12 protein-coding genes are annotated in these 16,289 nt (G+C 40.9%); 10 read left to right on the top strand and 2 right to left on the bottom strand.

Features of this window, described 5'->3' with window-relative positions; all coding sequences use genetic code 11:
* The first annotated feature begins 43 nt into the window (after positions 1-43).
* The 3 genes from ATS74_RS00790 (at position 44) to rlmB (ending at position 4,175) form a co-directional block, all read left to right on the top strand.
* The gene (locus ATS74_RS00790; RefSeq protein ID WP_058547047.1) at positions 44-778 is read left to right on the top strand and encodes an enoyl-CoA hydratase/isomerase family protein; all 735 of its coding nucleotides are present in this window, start codon (positions 44-46) and stop codon (positions 776-778) included.
* A 185-nt stretch (positions 779-963) separates the two neighbouring features.
* Positions 964-3,435 carry a ribonuclease R gene (gene rnr / locus ATS74_RS00795; protein WP_058547048.1) on the top strand — a complete coding sequence of 824 codons (2,472 nt, stop codon included), beginning with the start codon at positions 964-966 and terminating at the stop codon, positions 3,433-3,435.
* Positions 3,432-4,175, top strand: a complete 744-nt coding sequence (rlmB, locus tag ATS74_RS00800; protein ID WP_058547049.1) for a 23S rRNA (guanosine(2251)-2'-O)-methyltransferase RlmB — start codon at positions 3,432-3,434, stop codon at positions 4,173-4,175. Before rnr ends, rlmB begins: the two co-directional genes overlap by 4 nt.
* Positions 4,176-4,374: 199 nt before the next feature.
* Here rlmB and ATS74_RS00805 read toward each other — a convergent pair whose 3' ends face one another.
* Positions 4,375-6,531 carry a TonB-dependent receptor family protein gene (locus ATS74_RS00805; protein WP_058547050.1) on the bottom strand — a complete coding sequence of 719 codons (2,157 nt, stop codon included), beginning with the start codon at positions 6,529-6,531 and terminating at the stop codon, positions 4,375-4,377.
* A gap of 203 nt (positions 6,532-6,734) precedes the next feature.
* Entirely contained in the window at positions 6,735-7,580 is an 846-nt protein-coding gene (locus ATS74_RS00810) for a LysR family transcriptional regulator (protein WP_058547051.1), read from the bottom strand.
* A 126-nt stretch (positions 7,581-7,706) separates the two neighbouring features.
* Between ATS74_RS00810 and ATS74_RS00815 the strand changes: the two genes are divergently transcribed.
* The 7 genes from ATS74_RS00815 to ATS74_RS00845 all read left to right on the top strand — a co-directional run bounded on the left by ATS74_RS00815 (position 7,707) and on the right by ATS74_RS00845 (position 16,033).
* Positions 7,707-8,306 (top strand): hypothetical protein, encoded by a 600-nt coding sequence (locus ATS74_RS00815; RefSeq protein ID WP_058547052.1) that lies wholly within the window; start codon positions 7,707-7,709, stop codon positions 8,304-8,306.
* 100 nt (positions 8,307-8,406) lie between these two features.
* Positions 8,407-9,489, top strand: a complete 1,083-nt coding sequence (gcvT, locus tag ATS74_RS00820) for a glycine cleavage system aminomethyltransferase GcvT (protein WP_058547053.1) — start codon at positions 8,407-8,409, stop codon at positions 9,487-9,489.
* Positions 9,490-9,560: 71 nt separating this feature from the next.
* Positions 9,561-9,950: a glycine cleavage system protein GcvH gene (gene gcvH, locus ATS74_RS00825; protein ID WP_058547054.1), complete on the top strand. Its 390-nt coding sequence runs from the start codon at positions 9,561-9,563 to the stop codon at positions 9,948-9,950.
* 151 nt (positions 9,951-10,101) lie between these two features.
* Positions 10,102-12,993 carry an aminomethyl-transferring glycine dehydrogenase gene (gene gcvP, locus ATS74_RS00830; protein WP_058547055.1) on the top strand — a complete coding sequence of 964 codons (2,892 nt, stop codon included), beginning with the start codon at positions 10,102-10,104 and terminating at the stop codon, positions 12,991-12,993.
* A 316-nt stretch (positions 12,994-13,309) separates the two neighbouring features.
* Positions 13,310-13,606 (top strand): type II toxin-antitoxin system RelE/ParE family toxin, encoded by a 297-nt coding sequence (locus ATS74_RS00835; RefSeq protein ID WP_058547056.1) that lies wholly within the window; start codon positions 13,310-13,312, stop codon positions 13,604-13,606.
* A gap of 5 nt (positions 13,607-13,611) precedes the next feature.
* The gene (locus ATS74_RS00840) at positions 13,612-13,896 is read left to right on the top strand and encodes an addiction module antidote protein (RefSeq protein ID WP_007579952.1); all 285 of its coding nucleotides are present in this window, start codon (positions 13,612-13,614) and stop codon (positions 13,894-13,896) included.
* Positions 13,897-14,500: 604 nt separating this feature from the next.
* Complete coding sequence (locus ATS74_RS00845) at positions 14,501-16,033, top strand: tetratricopeptide repeat protein (RefSeq protein ID WP_058547057.1); 1,533 nt, start codon at positions 14,501-14,503, stop codon at positions 16,031-16,033.
* Positions 16,034-16,289 lie beyond the last annotated feature (256 nt).

Consider the following 16,289-nt stretch of genomic DNA (forward strand, 5'->3'; position numbering starts at 1 on the left):
ACAGCGCTTAAAGTTACGCTAAAAAACAACAAGTGAGAGTTTAATGACAGCATTAATAGAGTTTAAAAACGAAAATAACACCGCTATATTAACCATGAACACCGCTGAAAACCGCCACAACCCCGCATTTTTAGCGCAGCTTAACCAACACCTAGATAACATTGAAAGTAACCAAGCCATTACATCGGTAGTATTAACATCATCGAGTGATAAAAACTGGTCACTTGGAATCGACTTACAATGGATGTCTAACTCAAGTAACACACCTACAGATATCGCTAACTTTATGCTTGAAATAACTCAGCTATTAAAGCGTATTGTTACCTTTCCGATGCCTATTATTGCAGCGTTAAACGGCCATACTTATGGTAATGGTGCTGTACTTGCGTGTGCGTGTGATTTTAGATTTATGAAATCAGACAAAGGCTTTTTCTGTTTTCCTGAGGTTGATGTACTCGTCCCGTTTGTGCCTTCTATGATCCCTATTATTCATAAAGCAATTCCTCACACCTATTTTAACCGCTTAGCTATGTCTGGGCAGCGTGTTGGTGCAAGCGATCTTTTAACAAACAATGTAATAGAAGAAGTGTTTACTAATAACGAAGAGCTACAAGCTGGTGTACTTGAATTTGCACAGCAATTTAATAAAAATCGCTGGATTTACGCTCAAAATAAAACGCAAATAAACAAACATATTTTACAAACAATAAAACAAGAAGACCCAGCATTTATAGAAAATATTAGTAAACTGCTCTGGAAAAACCTACAGAAAAAGTAGACTAAAATCCTGCGTGTTTAACTTATTATTGAAACAAACACGCAGCATAATTAAGGACGTGTTAAGTCCTGTTATCTTATATTTTTAAACACAAAATTAAGTTGGTAAAAGTTTAATAGCTTTTACCTGTCTCATTTTACGTATATGGGTTAAAATACCTACATAACCAACTAACAAGATAGTGAATGTCAAACCAAGATCCAAATCTCAGTCGAGAACAAGAAAAGTACGAAAACCCAGTCCCTAGCCGTGAGTTTATACTTACTCACCTTCAAGAGCGTTCAAAACCAGCTAACTACGCACAATTATGCGAAGAGCTTGCGGTAAACGATGAAGAGCGCCAAATAGCATTTAAACGCCGCCTTCGTGCTATGGAGCGCGACGGGCAATTGTATTTCAATAAGTTTAAATGTTACGCCTTAATAGACGAAGCCGGTTTAACTAAAGGCAAAGTAATAGGCCACAGAGACGGTTTTGGCTTTTTAGAAGTTGAAGGCGAGAGCAAAGATTGGTTTATAGCTAAGCACCAAATGAACATGGTGTTACATGGCGACATTGTACTAGCTAAAGGCACAAAACGTGGCTCTGGCTCAAAATGTGATGCCCGCATTATTAAAGTGCTTACCAACGAGCGCGCACCTATAGTAGGGCGTTACTTTGTTGAACACGGCATGGCCGTTGTAGTCGCCGAAGATCCGCGCATTACCCAAGATATAATGATTTTACCAGGCAACGAAAACGGTGCCCGCCACAACCAAATGGTGCAGGTAAAAATCACTCAAAACCCTAGTCGTAATATGAACGCCGTGGGCAAAGTGGTTGACGTACTTGGCGAGCATTTAGCCCCAGGTATGGAAATTGAAGTAGCGCTTCGTAATCACGATATTCCTCATGTTTGGCCAGAAGAAGTAGAAGCACAAGTGGCTCACCTTGGCGAATTTGTTGAAGACGCTGATAAACAAGGCCGTGTAGATTTACGTAATTTACCGCTTGTCACTATTGATGGCGAAGATGCACGCGACTTTGATGATGGAGTATATTGTGAACGTAAAAAATCAGGCGGTTGGCGCTTATGGGTTGCCATTGCCGACGTATCGCATTATGTAGGCATGAACACGCCGCTTAATAAAGAAGCCATAGCGCGTGGTAACTCAGTGTATTTTCCTGAGCAAGTAATTCCTATGCTGCCAAAAGTGCTGTCTAACGGTTTATGCTCACTTAATCCTAAAGTAGATCGTTTATGTATGGTTGCCGAAATGACCGTATCGGATGCGGGTAAGCTTTCGGGTTATAAGTTTTACGAAGCAGTGATGAATTCTCACGCACGTTTAACTTACACCAAAGTAAACGCTATTTTAAAAGGTGATGAAAAACTACGCGATGAATACTCAGCCGTAGTGCCGCATTTAACTGACCTACAGCAAATGTACATGGCGCTTAAAGGTGCTCGCCAAGAGCGCGGAGCTATTGAGTTTGAAACACTCGAAACACGCTTTGTATTTAACGCGCAACGTAAAATAGAATCAATAGTGCCTGTTATTCGTAACGACGCGCACAAACTCATTGAAGAATGTATGATTTTAGCCAACGTTTCGGCGGCTAAATTACTCGAAAAACACGAAGCGAGTGCGCTTTATCGTGTGCACGACGAACCAGATCAAGAAAAACTAGGTAACTTTACTAAGTTTTTAACTGAGCTTGGTATTCAAAGTACGTTAAGTGATGAGCCAACACCAAAAGAAATAACCCAAGTATTAGCGCGTTTAGGCGACCGCCCAGAAGCTGAGCTTATTCAAACTATGTTACTTCGTTCAATGAAGCAGGCTGTATATCAGCCAGATAACATAGGCCACTTTGGTTTAGCGCTTTCGGCTTATGCACACTTTACATCGCCAATTCGTCGTTACCCAGATTTAGTAGTGCATCGCGCAATTAAAGCGGTAATAAAAGCACAAGGTCAACAAACATCAGGCGCGTATGCTTATACCGACGATGAAGTAGATCAATTAGGCGAGCAATGTTCAACAACAGAGCGCCGTGCAGACGATGCAACGCGTGAAGTTGCCGACTGGCTTAAATGTGAGTTTATGCAAGATCACGTTGGCGATGAGTTTAACGGGGTTATTTCATCGGTAACTAATTTTGGTTTGTTTATTCGCCTAGACGATTTACAAATTGACGGGCTTATTCATGTTACTAATTTAGGTGATGAATACTTCCAGCACGACGCAGCAAAACACACCCTAATAGGTGAGCACACACACAAAGTTTATCGCCTTGGCGATAAAGTGACAGTACAAGTTGCATCGGTAAGTTTAGACGAACGCCGCATAAATTTAACGCTTAAAGGCGATGTAGCACAAGATAGATATTCACGCCGCCGTGGTGCTAAAGGCGCGGGTAAATCTGGCCATGCACCTGCAAGTGTTCGTTCGCAATTAAAAGCAGGTAAAATCCCGGGTAAATCATCTACTGATGATGAAAAACCTAAGGGCAAAAAAAAGCCAGCGAGTAAAGGCAAGCCTGCTAATAAAAAAGCAGTAAAAGCCGCTGATGGTACAGCTAAGAAAAAACCAAAGAAAAAGGCAGCTAAAAAGCCTAAAAGACCAGGCAAAAATGCCCGTAAACGTAATAGCCCAGGAGCAGATAATACGTGAGTAATGAATTAATTTTTGGCTTTCATTCTGTTGAAGCAATTTTAGAAAGTGAGCCAGAGCGTTTTATAGAAATCTACGCCCTTAAAGGTCGTGACGATAAACGCTCAACCCCGATTATTGATGAAGCACGTAAGTTTGGTATTTCAGTGCAGTTTATGCAGCGTAAAGCGCTTGATAGCAAATCAAAAGGTGAGCAACATCAGGGCATTATTGCAAACGTTAAAGCTGCACCAACGTTTAACGAAAAAGATTTAGATGCGATCATCGCGCGTGAAGACACACCGTTTTTACTTGTGCTAGATGGTATAACCGATCCACATAACTTAGGTGCATGCCTACGTAGTGCAGACGCCGCAGGCGTTCACGCTATAATTGTACCTAAAGATCGCTCAGCTAAGCTTAACGGCACTGCACGTAAAGTGGCCTGTGGCGCAGCCGAAACAGTACCGCTTATTCAAGTTACTAACCTTGCACGTACGCTGCGCGAAATTAAAGACGCAGGTGTTTGGGTTGTAGGTACTGCTGGCGAAACTGATAACCACGTATTTGATGCAAGTTTAACAGGCCCAATGGCTATTGTTATGGGCGCAGAAGGCGAGGGCATGCGCCGCTTAACGCGTGAGCATTGCGATATGCTCGTTAAAATTCCGATGGCGGGTACAGTTTCAAGCTTAAACGTATCGGTAGCTACAGGCATTTGTTTATTTGAAGTATTACGCCAACGTAACGCAAATAACTAATATAGTTTAATGTATTAAAAAAGCCGAGATTGAAATTCAATCTCGGCTTTTTTGTGTTTGTAATTTACGCTTTTAATTTTATATCAACTGATACTCTATTATAGCGATAGGAAAATAGCTTTATAACAAGGCAAAAATAACGAAATATAGTGTTCTTATATGAGTTATTTTTAACGCAGCTAGAGAGTTATTTAACTCGTTAGAATGAGTATGTGTAGCCTACCTGTACTGTACGTGGCTTACCTGGCTGAATACCGCCATTAGCGCGGTTAGCAATGTAGGTTTTATCAAGTAAGTTATCTACGCTTAAATATACTTTTTGGTTAGCATCAATTAAGTATTTAGCCGCTAAATCCCATACTACACGGCTATCAATAGCATCTAAGCCTGAGTCAGTTAAATCGGCATGTGCACTTGATACGTAACGCATTTGGCTATTTACCACAAACGATGCAAACTCAGCGCCTAACGATAAAGCAACTTGGTTTTCTGGTACGTATGGCATTGCATCGCCTTTTTCTACCGAGCCCCAAATTTCTGAATCAAAATCGTTTTGAAACTCAGAATCTGTGTAGGTGTAAGTTAACTTAACCGGAAAAGCAACCTGCTTGGTATTAAACGTACGTGCTGCACTAAATTCAAAGCCCGATACCTCTACTTCACCGTAGTTGTATTGGTCACCAATATTGTCATCACTACAGCCAACCGCAGCAGTACAGTTACCATGCATGTTGTCGTAGTCAGAGAAAAACGCAATCACTTCACCTGTAAATCCAGCGGCGTTAAAGCGCGAACCAAACTCAATGTTTACACTTTCTTCTTCGTCTTGGTCAGCGTTACCCGGCGCCGCAGGTGCGTAACCTTTTTGAATGCCCGCAAGTAGCGTTACGTTTTCGTTAAGCGTGTAAGTAGCACCCAATGACGGTACTAAAATTTCAGTATCGTTAGATATATTTTTAGTTAAACCATTGCTGCGCGTTGGATCTGACTTAGACCACTCTTCACGCGTAATCGTAATGTCTTCATAACGAAGGCCAGCACTTACTACTAAAGCGTCTATTGTCCACTCGTCTTGAACAAACAAAGTACGTGCATCGGCACTATCTACACGGTTGCTGTCAGACCCTGGGATACCTTGCGATGTTAGCGTCATACTTAAATCTTGATTTAACGTGTAGGTATCTTGCCACTGAAAACGGTCCATTTCGTCTTCGTGGTAACGTACGCCAACAGTCACGTAGTGATCGCCTGCAGGTATGTGTAACTCAGACTGAATACCTTTTGCTTGGTAATCACGGTTATTCGCTTTTACGCCAATACCCTCAATGCCTTCACTCGTTGGGTTTGCTTCAAATTCGCTGTACTGCTCAAGCGTGCTTGTACCTACACTGCTTGCTTTATACCAGTTACGATGAAAATCGTTTAAGTAAGCGGTTGCTAATAACTCGTAACCTTCGCCAAATTGGTAAGCATAGTTAAGTTGGTAAGCATTATGGCGAGTGTTCATTTCATCGTTTTGCGATGCTGCATAACGACGATTAGGATTTGATTTGTAATCTTCTTCAGTTAAACCCATGTAAGTTTCGTCTGATGTTTCATCAGAGTACTTAATTTTTAGCTCTAGGCTGTGGGCGTCGTTTTTACCAAATGTATGGCCAAACTTTAGTAATAAATCTGTTTTTTCAAAGCCTGTGTTATCGCTACCTACTGGCAACTCTTTAAATCCGTCGGCGCCATAAGTAAATACTTCAATTAAACCTGCTGTGTTGTTTTTTTCTTTACCGAAGTAAGCGTGGCCTTTGTAATAACCATCACCACCAAGGGCTGCATCAACCATGCCTTTTGAGCTATTTGGCTCAGTTGGTAAGCTGCGAGAAAGTAAGTTTAAAACACCACCCGTAGTACGCGGACCATACTTAACAGAGGCAGCGCCTTTTAATACTTCAATAGATTCCATACGACCCATAGTAGGGAAGTAGTAAGCAGAAGGTGCCGAGTAAGGAGCGGGTGCAACTAATACACCGTCTTCCATTACTGATATTTTATCGTTACGGCCAGTGCCTGTACCGCGCATACCAATGTTAGGGCGAAGGCCGTAGCCGTCTTCTTCTTGAACGTATACACCCGGAACAGACGCTAAAACACGTGAAATATCGGTAAATTCAAATTTTTGTAGCTCTTCGTCAGAAATAAACGTCGCAGAACCTGGAATATCGTTAATAGCCTGCTGTGAGCCAATAACGGTAATTTGTTCAAAGCGTTGATCTTGGTTTGAACTGCCTTGTGCCATTGCAGTAGCACTAAAAGACAAAGCAACCGCAGTTGCAAGGGTAGATACTAAAAACTTAGTGGTCATTGTGTGTCCTGATCATGTCAATTATCTTAATTGGCGTAATTTGAACACGTTAACGAATACGAATCAATGTTATTAACTGTTTAATAGTTTAGTTTTTTAGAATTAAAAACACCTACTTATGCTACTTTGTTAACTAAATTGTTTCTTTTGTATGGTGCTTTCAATTTAGCATTCATTCTTAAGTATCGGTTTTGTGTATTTATTTAGCCAAGCCTTAGCGCTATAAATTCAGCAAGTTTATCTACAGCATGCTCCGACTCGCCGCCGCTTTTAATTAAGCTAATGCCGATACTGCCTAAGCTTGGTAAATGTTTTGTTTGAATTTGAAAGTTAAGATCGCTAGGCACAGTGCTTTTAGCAAGTACTGTAATACCCAATCCTTCTTTTAAAGCGGCAATAAGGCCGGTTAAATCGGCGTTGCTGTAAACAATGCGGTATTTTATGCCTGCATTTTTTAATGCATCAATGGCTCTACGACGATAAATACAGCCCTCGGGCGCTGTAACTAAGGTCACTACTGCATTTTTTGCAAGTGAAAGGTCGCCTACCCATACAAGCTCGTCTTGCATAAAAATAGGAAATTTATCAGAGTTGAGTCGCTCGTTAAGGGCAAGTACTAAATCAAACTGATCTTGCCTTGAAGCGGAAAGCAAATGCTTACTCAAGCGCGATTTAACCTCTAACGACACCTCAGGATAAAACGCTACAAAGTCGCCAATAATAGAGGGGAGTATGCGCGCCGCAAATTCGCTGGGTATACCTAAGCGCACTTTACCGGCAATGTTTTCTGAGGTGAACTGCTGCAAAATAGCATCGTTATGTTGCATCATTTGTTTTGCCATAGGCAGTAATAGCTCACCGTACTGGTTTAGCACTTGGCGTTGGCCTTGTTTTTTAAATAGTTTATAGCCAATCATATCTTCTAGGCGCTTTATTTGTAAGCTTACAGCGGGTTGCGAAAGGCCAAGCAAATCGCCGGCTTTAGCAAAACCACCTACCTCAACTACCATTACAAACGTACGTAAACCATCGGTTGATATATTTTTCATATTTAAAATTACAATTTATACGGCTATATATATAAGTATTATTTATCAATTGATAAATAATTACAATTTGTTGTTGATAGACGTGCGCAATATACTTTTAGAATCAAAAATACACAGGTGTTTGTTATGACTTTTAACCCAATAATGTTTGCCCGTCACAGCAATGCAAGTAGTGCGGTTACTAATGCTTTGCAAACTAGCAATGCTCACGTTGTAATGGATTTTAGCGGCACCGAAACCAGTGTATTTTTAAGCACTATTTTAGGCTTAGATTTAACTAAGCTAACCGCCAGCGGTTTAGGCTTAAAAGGCACTCTTGATGGCGACTACAACTCTCAGTACAGCTTTGCTGTTTACTACTTTAGCGAAACCGCTTTTAGATTTATATTACCTCACAGCGCAAGCCTGCAATTACAAGCACTTATAAATGAGCAACAGCTTCGTTTTGATATTGACTACGTAATACGCACCGACCTTTCTACATTTACCCTAAGCGGAAATAACGCATTTGACGCATTAATCGATGCGTTTAAATTAACGCCGGGGCTGCGTTTATCAAATCCGCAATTATGTTACGGTGCTCAAAGCGGCGATGTATTTATTACCGCAATAGACAAAAATGACGAACAACATTTTGTATTAGTCGCTAAACAACAAGAACTACAAAAATGGCAAAGCTATATGCAAGCACAAGGTTTTGCACTTATGCATGGTGAAGCTGCCTAAACACAAATAACTAGCGGGTAAACACACATGTGCTTATCTGTTTTTAGACCTAATTTAAGCCACGCCCGCACAGGGTTAATTTAAAACGTGAAGGAATGTTATGACTTCTAAAACTGTACTACATGCTAAGCACCTTGAAGCAGGCGCAAAAATGGTTGATTTTCATGGTTGGGAAATGCCAATCAACTACGGCTCACAAATAGAAGAACACAATGCCGTGCGTACCGATGCTGGTATGTTTGACGTATCACACATGACTATTGTTGATATTGAAGGCGAGCAAGCTAAAGCATTTTTACAAAAGCTAGTAGCAAACGACGTAGCTAAATTAACAGTCCCTGGTAAAGCACTTTACACTGGCATGCTTAACGAGCAAGGCGGCGTAATCGACGATTTAATTATTTACTACTTTAGCGAAACCTTTTACCGCCTAGTTGTTAACTCAGCAACACGCGAAAAAGATTTAGCACATTTAGCAACTGTTTCAGCTGATTTTACAGTAACCGTAACTGAGCGCCCTGAGTTTGCAATGATTGCAGTGCAAGGCCCTAACGCTAAAGCAAAAACAGCCACACTTTTAAATGCTGAACAACAAGCCGCCGTTGAAGGCATGAAGCCGTTTTTTGGTGTTCAAGTAGGTGATTTATTTATTGCCACAACGGGTTATACTGGCGAAGACGGTTACGAAATTGTAGTACCGAACGAGCAAGCAGCCGATTTATGGCAACAACTGCTAGATGCAGGTGTAGCGCCAGCCGGTTTAGGTGCACGCGACACGCTCCGTTTAGAAGCAGGTATGAACCTTTACGGCCTAGATATGGACGAAAACGTATCGCCACTTGCAGCTAACATGGCATGGACCATTGCATGGGAACCTGAAGATCGTGACTTTATTGGTCGTGACGTACTTGTTAAGCAACGCGCCGAAAAAAGCACTCAAAAGCTGGTAGGTTTAGTGCTTGAAGAAAAAGGCGTATTGCGTAGCGGCTCAAAAGTAATTGTTGATGGTGGTGAAGGGGTAATTACCTCAGGCACTTTCTCACCAACGCTTGGTTTTAGTGTTGCCCTTGCACGTGTACCGCGTTCAATAGGGGATACAGCCCAAGTAGAAATGCGCAAAAAATTAGTCAACGTTAAAGTAGTAAAGCCTAGCTTTGTACGTAACGGCAAATCAATAATTTAAAAATTTGGTTATACCAATCACAATAATTATTGTGATTGGTATCCTCCCAATATAAACCAAAGGACAAAACAATGAGCAATATCCCTAGCGATTTAAAATATGCCTCTTCACACGAGTGGGTTCGCAACGAAGGTGACGGTACATTTACTGTTGGTATTTCTGAGCATGCGCAAGAGCTTCTTGGCGACATGGTATTTGTTGAATTACCAGAAGTAGGCGATGAAGTAGACGCTGGCGAAGACTGTGCAGTAGCAGAGTCGGTTAAAGCAGCATCAGACATTTACGCACCAATTGGTGGCGAAATTGTTACTATTAACGAAGAACTAGAAGACGCACCAGAGACGGTTAACAACGACGCTTACGGCGACGGTTGGTTATTCCGTATTAAAGCATCTGACGAATCAGAGCTTGAAAACCTACTTAGCGCAGAAGATTACGCTAACACAATCGACGAAGAGTAATACTCTTAGTCTAAAGCCCCGAGTATTTATATAAATATCGGGGCTTTTATGATTTAACAGCCTACTCCATACACAGTAAGTTATTAAATCATCACATATTTTAATCATACTAATTACCCATTAGTATTTAGGATCATAGGAATCTAGACTCATGTCAAACGCCAAATCTCTTGAACAACTAGAGCAAAAGCAAGATTTTATTCGCCGCCATATTGGGCCTAGCCCAGCACAAGTAAGCGATATGCTAAGTGCTTTAGAAGTATCAAGTGTGCAAGAGCTGATCGACCAAACTGTACCTGCAAGCATTCGCTTAGAGCAGCCATTAACAGTTGGCGAAAGTCGTACTGAAGTTGAAACACTAAGCTACTTAAAATCGGTAGCAAGCAAAAATAAAGTTTTCAAATCGTACATTGGCCAAGGCTACCACCCAACGCACGTACCGCACGTAATTTTACGTAACGTACTAGAAAACCCAGGTTGGTATACAGCGTACACACCGTACCAGCCAGAAATTGCGCAAGGGCGTTTAGAGTCGTTATTAAATTTTCAAACTATGACCCTAGATTTAACAGGCCTTGATTTAGCAAGCGCCTCGTTACTTGACGAATCAACCGCTGCTGCAGAGGCAATGGGCCTTGCAAAACGCGTATCTAAAGCTAAAAAAGCCAATGCCTTTTTTATCGCCGACGACGTACACACACAAACTATTGACGTAGTAAGCACCCGTGCCGAGCAGTTTGGCTTTGAAATAATTGTAGGTAAAGCAGCAGATGCCGTTAACCACGACATTTTTGGTGCGCTTTTCCAATATCCATCTACATCGGGTGAAGTAGTAGATGTAACCGACCTAATTGCTGGCGTACAAAGCAAAAAGGCCATTGCCTGTGTTGCTGCCGACATTATGAGTTTATTACTATTAAAAGCACCGGGTAAATTGGGTGCCGACGTAGTACTTGGTTCGGCTCAGCGTTTTGGCGTACCTATGGGCTACGGCGGCCCACATGCTGCATTTTTTGCAACACGTGACGCATACAAACGTTCATTACCAGGGCGTATTATTGGTGTATCTAAAGACCGTTTAGGTAACGACGCACTACGTATGGCAATGCAAACGCGCGAACAACACATTCGCCGCGACAAAGCCAACTCAAACATTTGTACAGCGCAGGTACTACTTGCAAACATGGCAGCGTTTTACGCGGTGTACCACGGCCCACAAGGCTTAAAAACTATCGCGCAGCGTATACATCGCTTTGCTGATATTTTAGCAACAGGCCTAAAGGCTAAAGGCATCGCACTTAAGCACAGCACATGGTTTGATACGCTAACAGTAGTAAGCGACAGTAAAGACGACGTAATAGCGCGCGCCATTGCACAAGGCGTTAACTTTGCTACAAACCACGACGGCGAATACTCAATTTCAGTATCAGAAACCACCACACGTGAAGACGTAGCGCAGTTATTTGATATTGTACTAGGTGAAGGCCACGGTCTAAGCGTAGACAGTATTGCAGCTGATATTGAAGCAAACGGTAGCGACTCTATTCCTGCAAGCTTAGTACGTGATGATGAAGTACTAACGCATCCAAACTTTAACAGCTACCACAGCGAAACAGACATGCTTCGCTACATTAAGCGCCTTGAAAACAAAGATTTAGCGCTTAACCACTCAATGATCTCATTAGGTTCATGTACCATGAAACTAAATGCGACCGCTGAGATGATCCCAATTACATGGCCTGAATTTGCAAATCTTCACCCATTCTGCCCGCTAGATCAAGCAGAGGGTTACCAAATAATGATTAACGAGCTGCACGACTGGCTAGTTAACATTACCGGTTACGATGCGGTTTCACTTCAGCCAAATTCTGGCGCGCAAGGTGAATACGCAGGCCTAATCGCGATTCGTAAATACCACGAGTCACGCGGCGATGCACACCGCAATGTATGTTTAATCCCAAGCTCTGCGCACGGTACTAACCCTGCATCAGCGCAAATGGCAAGCATGAAAATTGTGGTAGTTAACTGTGATAAAAACGGTAACGTAGACATGGCTGATCTTAAAGCGAAAGCTGAAGAAGTGTCTGAAAACTTATCGTGTATTATGATCACATACCCATCTACACACGGTGTTTACGAAGAAACCATTCGCGAAATTTGTGACATTATTCATGAGCACGGCGGCCAAGTTTACATGGACGGCGCAAACATGAACGCACAAGTGGGCGTAACAAGCCCAGGCTTTATTGGCTCAGACGTATCGCACTTAAACTTGCATAAAACGTTTTGTATTCCACACGGTGGCGGTGGTCCAGGTGTTGGCCCAATTGGTGTTAAATCGCACCTTGCGCCATTTATGCCAAACCACAGCGTAATTAACGTACCGGGTACAAACATTAACAACGGTGCAGTATCAGCAGCGCCTTACGGCTCAGCCGCTATTTTACCTATTTCATGGGCTTACATTACCATGATGGGCTCAGAGGGCTTAAAACAAGCCACCGAAATGGCAATCGTTAATGCTAACTACTTAACGCACGAGCTAAGCCAGCACTTCCCAATTTTATACCGTGGCCGCAACAACCGCGTTGCTCACGAATGTATTGTTGACTTACGCCCGCTTAAAGAGCAATCAGGCATTACTGAAATGGATGTGGCTAAGCGCCTACAAGACTACGGCTTCCATTCACCTACTATGTCGTTCCCAGTTGCGGGCACATTGATGATTGAGCCAACTGAGTCTGAGTCAAAAGGCGAGATAGACCGCTTTATCGAAGCTATGGTGTCAATTAAAGGCGAAATCGACAAAGTAATCTCTGGCGAATGGTCAATCGAAAACAACCCACTTGTGTTTGCACCGCATACACAAGCTGACGTACTTGGTAACGAATGGGAGCGCGCGTACGACCGTTTTTACGCTGCATTCCCAGTGCCTTCGGTAGCAAAAGACAAGTTCTGGCCAACGGTTACACGTATAGATGATGTATACGGCGACCGTAACTTAGTATGTTCATGCCCAGCGGTTGAGACTTATCGCGACTAAGATCACAGACTAATTTTTGAACTTTAATGGGTAGTAAGTTCCATTATAGTTTGGGAATTTATCAAAATTATAAAAGCCGTTGCAGCAATGCAACGGCTTTTTTGTGTTTGATGATTCGTCATTAATCATATGAACGTAGGTTGGATTGAGTGAAACGAAACCCAACGAATCACAAATATACTTACTCGCTCAAAAGCCAAGAGTATGTGTTATTTATTGTAGGCGTTTAGCTTGCTGACGCGTTGATTGTTAAATCAAAATTTGGTATCCCTTAAATAAAATTGCACGTATGTAGCCTTTGGGCTACAATTGTTTTATGAAATATCGTATTAAGAAAACCGACGAGTTCGATAAATGGCTTAAAAAGCTCAAAGATCGTCAAGCTTTTATGGCTATAGCTAAACGTATTACACGCGCTGTAAACGGTAACTTTGGCGATAGTGAATCCGTTGGTGGTGGCATATCTGAAATGCGAATTTTCGTAGGGAAAGGCTATCGTGTTTATTACATAATTAGAGGCGGTGAAGTTATTTTACTACTCAATGGTGGACACAAAGGCACACAAGGTAAAGACATTACCAAAGCAAAAGCCCTTTTAAGTGAATTGGAGTAATTATTATGGCGCTACAAACATCAGATTTTAACCCGTTTGACTATATGGAAACACAGCAAGAAATTAATACATTTTTAGAAGAGTGTTTAGCTGATGATGATCCAAATACCTTTATTGAAGCACTCGGTTTATTAGTAAAAAAACATGGCGTGAGTGATATTGCTAAAGCAACGGGGTTAAACCGTGAAAGCTTATATAAAGCCGTTAACGGTAAAACCAAGCCACGTTGGGAAACTATTTTTAAAGTGATGAAAGCACTTAACTTTCGCCTTACAACACAAGTAGCGTAAGTTGGGTAAAGTGAAACGAAACCCAACAAATCCCAAATATACTTACTCGCTCACAAACCAAGAATATGTGTTATTTATTGTAGGCGTTAAGCTTGCCGGCGCGCGGGCGGTAGCCCGAATGAGTATTTGAATAGGTGTTTGAGGTTATCGTCACCGATAATGTGAATGCGTTTGGTACTTTTAAAGATTAGAAACCTTATTCAAGGTTTTGTCGCGCTGGCGACAGCAGCCAAAGAGGGGCTGCCGCTGGTCCCTCTCTGGACACTCTCAGCGCCACCCGAGCATCACGCTTAATCCTTCAAACCACAATTGATGTGAACGTAAGCGGCGAAGATAGGCCATCCATGGCCTAGTTTCGCCTTATCGCGCATCCATGCGCGACATTACTCATCAAGTGCTTGTTTTCAGGGCGTGATGACGGGGAAGGGTGTTAAACGTGAGATTGGTGTTTGGTCTTGGCAAGAATCAAAACCTGACTTGCTTATCTCCATAGCACTCAGCACTATCCTATAATTTTGAGTAACTCTCAAATAGGACTTTCTTTGTTTATTTGTCAAACTTATGTATTCTATAACTTTATTGTTTCAGTATTTTGGGGAAAATAGTGTTAGAGGCTTTCAAGGGAGTTGAAAAAAAGTTTCCATGGTCTTTTTCTGGGTTTATTTTGGCAGTTATCTTTGGAGCGCTTTCCGTTTATTTAGGTTTCTATAAAAAATCAGTACCGGATTTAGATTATATAATTACATCAAATTCTGCTGTACTAGATGTTAAAGAAAAGCTTGGGGAATTAGATATTCTTTATAAAGGCAATAGCTTAAAAGAAAAAAATCAAGAACTTCGGTTTATGACTGTAAGAGTTATAAATAATGGTGATACAGCTATAACAGAGGGGTCATATGATTCGAAGTTACCTATTGGCTTTTCAATAACAGATGGTGTAGTTGCTGAAGAGCCTTCCTATATAGCGTTCAGCCAAGAGTATTTGAAAACTAATCTAAAAGTAAAGAAAATTAATTCTACAGACGTAGGTTTTAATAAAATTATTTTAGATCCAGAACATTATTTTGATATTAAGTTACTGATTTTATATGAGTCAGGTAATAACCCGTCGATAAAGCCATTGGGAAAGGTCGCCTCTCTGGATGAAATTGATGTGCTGTTTAATGTAAATAGTATTGAGGAAAAATCTTTTCTTAGAAGCTCGTTTTCAGGCTCTCTTGGAATGCAAGCTGTTAGAATTTTTACTTATGGGATCGCTTTCTTCTTTGTTTTAGCTTATTTGGTCACGATAAGTGAAAAATTTCATGAGTGGAAGTTAAAGAAAAAAAGGCAAGCGCTTGTAAAAACATTTAAAGAATACAATGAATCAAAAATATCCCTCAGAGATGAAATTTTCTTTAGGCTTTACTTAAGTGGCTCTGAAAGGTGTATTCAGGACTTAGAATACTTATTGAGCAACCCAGAAAAGCTAAGAAAATATTTAAGCTCTAAAAAAGATAAAATTAAATTTAGAAATAACACTTTAAATGTGACTTTGTTTCAGTTAGAAACAGAAGAAATTGTTCGTATAGAAGATTGCGCTTTGAGTGTTTGTGGTGAAAGATTGGGCATCTTAGTTAGTTTTATTGAGTACTTGAGAAGCAAGGGAGAGATGAATAATTATGATTCTGCAACAGAGGAATGCACCAAAGATTTCTCTGATGATGTCGAGGCCCTTAAACTCAATCATTTAAAACTGCAAGGTGCGATGGCTTTACATGAGTGTAGTTATGCTAAAGGTGTAAGTTATTTTGAAGAATATCTTAAAGCAAATCCAAATGATCCAAGCGTACTATGGAAACTAGCATGTTGTTATAAGAGATTAGAACAGTATGCTGATGCATTAGAATTGATTGAAAAAGCAATTAGATACAGCGATGATGCTACCTCTAACTACTTACTTTTTTATAATTATGCATGTTACTTATCTTTAAATAAGCAGAGTGTAGATAAAGTCATGGAACAGCTTGAGATCGCGATTGAGAAAGATGATGGAACGACTGTAATATCACACCTATCAACTGAGTCTGACTTTGAAAATATACGCAATGAACCTGCATTTGTCAGCCTTATTGAAAAGTATAAGGTAGCTCAATAACATAGTTTATATTTTACGAAAAGGCTTGTTTATTGTTGTTGATTTATACTAAACTTGTAAACAGAGTTAATCGACAGTCTTACGGACTGACTACTTTTAAATTAAACAACGTTGGTGAACATTATGATGAATGAAACAAGAACTTTAGATGATATTACTCCACCAATTATCGATTAAATTTATTTAAAGCCAGCTCGATGCTGGCTTTTTAATTTCTATGGTAACCCCAATGTTATTTTAAATTTAGTTATTAATA

This window comes from Pseudoalteromonas sp. H103, assembly GCF_001469205.1.
GTDB lineage: Bacteria > Pseudomonadota > Gammaproteobacteria > Enterobacterales > Alteromonadaceae > Pseudoalteromonas > Pseudoalteromonas carrageenovora.

Excerpts from the sequence above, each read along its gene's own strand:
- ATS74_RS00790 (WP_058547047.1), top strand. The coding sequence starts at position 44 with ATGACAGCATTAATAGAGTTTAAAAACGAAAATAACACCGCTATATTA.
- rnr (WP_058547048.1), top strand. The coding sequence starts at position 964 with ATGTCAAACCAAGATCCAAATCTCAGTCGAGAACAAGAAAAGTACGAA.
- ATS74_RS00805 (WP_058547050.1), bottom strand. The coding sequence starts at position 6,531 with ATGACCACTAAGTTTTTAGTATCTACCCTTGCAACTGCGGTTGCTTTG.
- ATS74_RS00810 (WP_058547051.1), bottom strand. The coding sequence starts at position 7,580 with ATGAAAAATATATCAACCGATGGTTTACGTACGTTTGTAATGGTAGTT.
- ATS74_RS00815 (WP_058547052.1), top strand. The coding sequence starts at position 7,707 with ATGACTTTTAACCCAATAATGTTTGCCCGTCACAGCAATGCAAGTAGT.
- gcvT (WP_058547053.1), top strand. The coding sequence starts at position 8,407 with ATGACTTCTAAAACTGTACTACATGCTAAGCACCTTGAAGCAGGCGCA.
- gcvH (WP_058547054.1), top strand. The coding sequence starts at position 9,561 with ATGAGCAATATCCCTAGCGATTTAAAATATGCCTCTTCACACGAGTGG.
- gcvP (WP_058547055.1), top strand. The coding sequence starts at position 10,102 with ATGTCAAACGCCAAATCTCTTGAACAACTAGAGCAAAAGCAAGATTTT.
- ATS74_RS00835 (WP_058547056.1), top strand. The coding sequence starts at position 13,310 with ATGAAATATCGTATTAAGAAAACCGACGAGTTCGATAAATGGCTTAAA.
- ATS74_RS00840 (WP_007579952.1), top strand. The coding sequence starts at position 13,612 with ATGGCGCTACAAACATCAGATTTTAACCCGTTTGACTATATGGAAACA.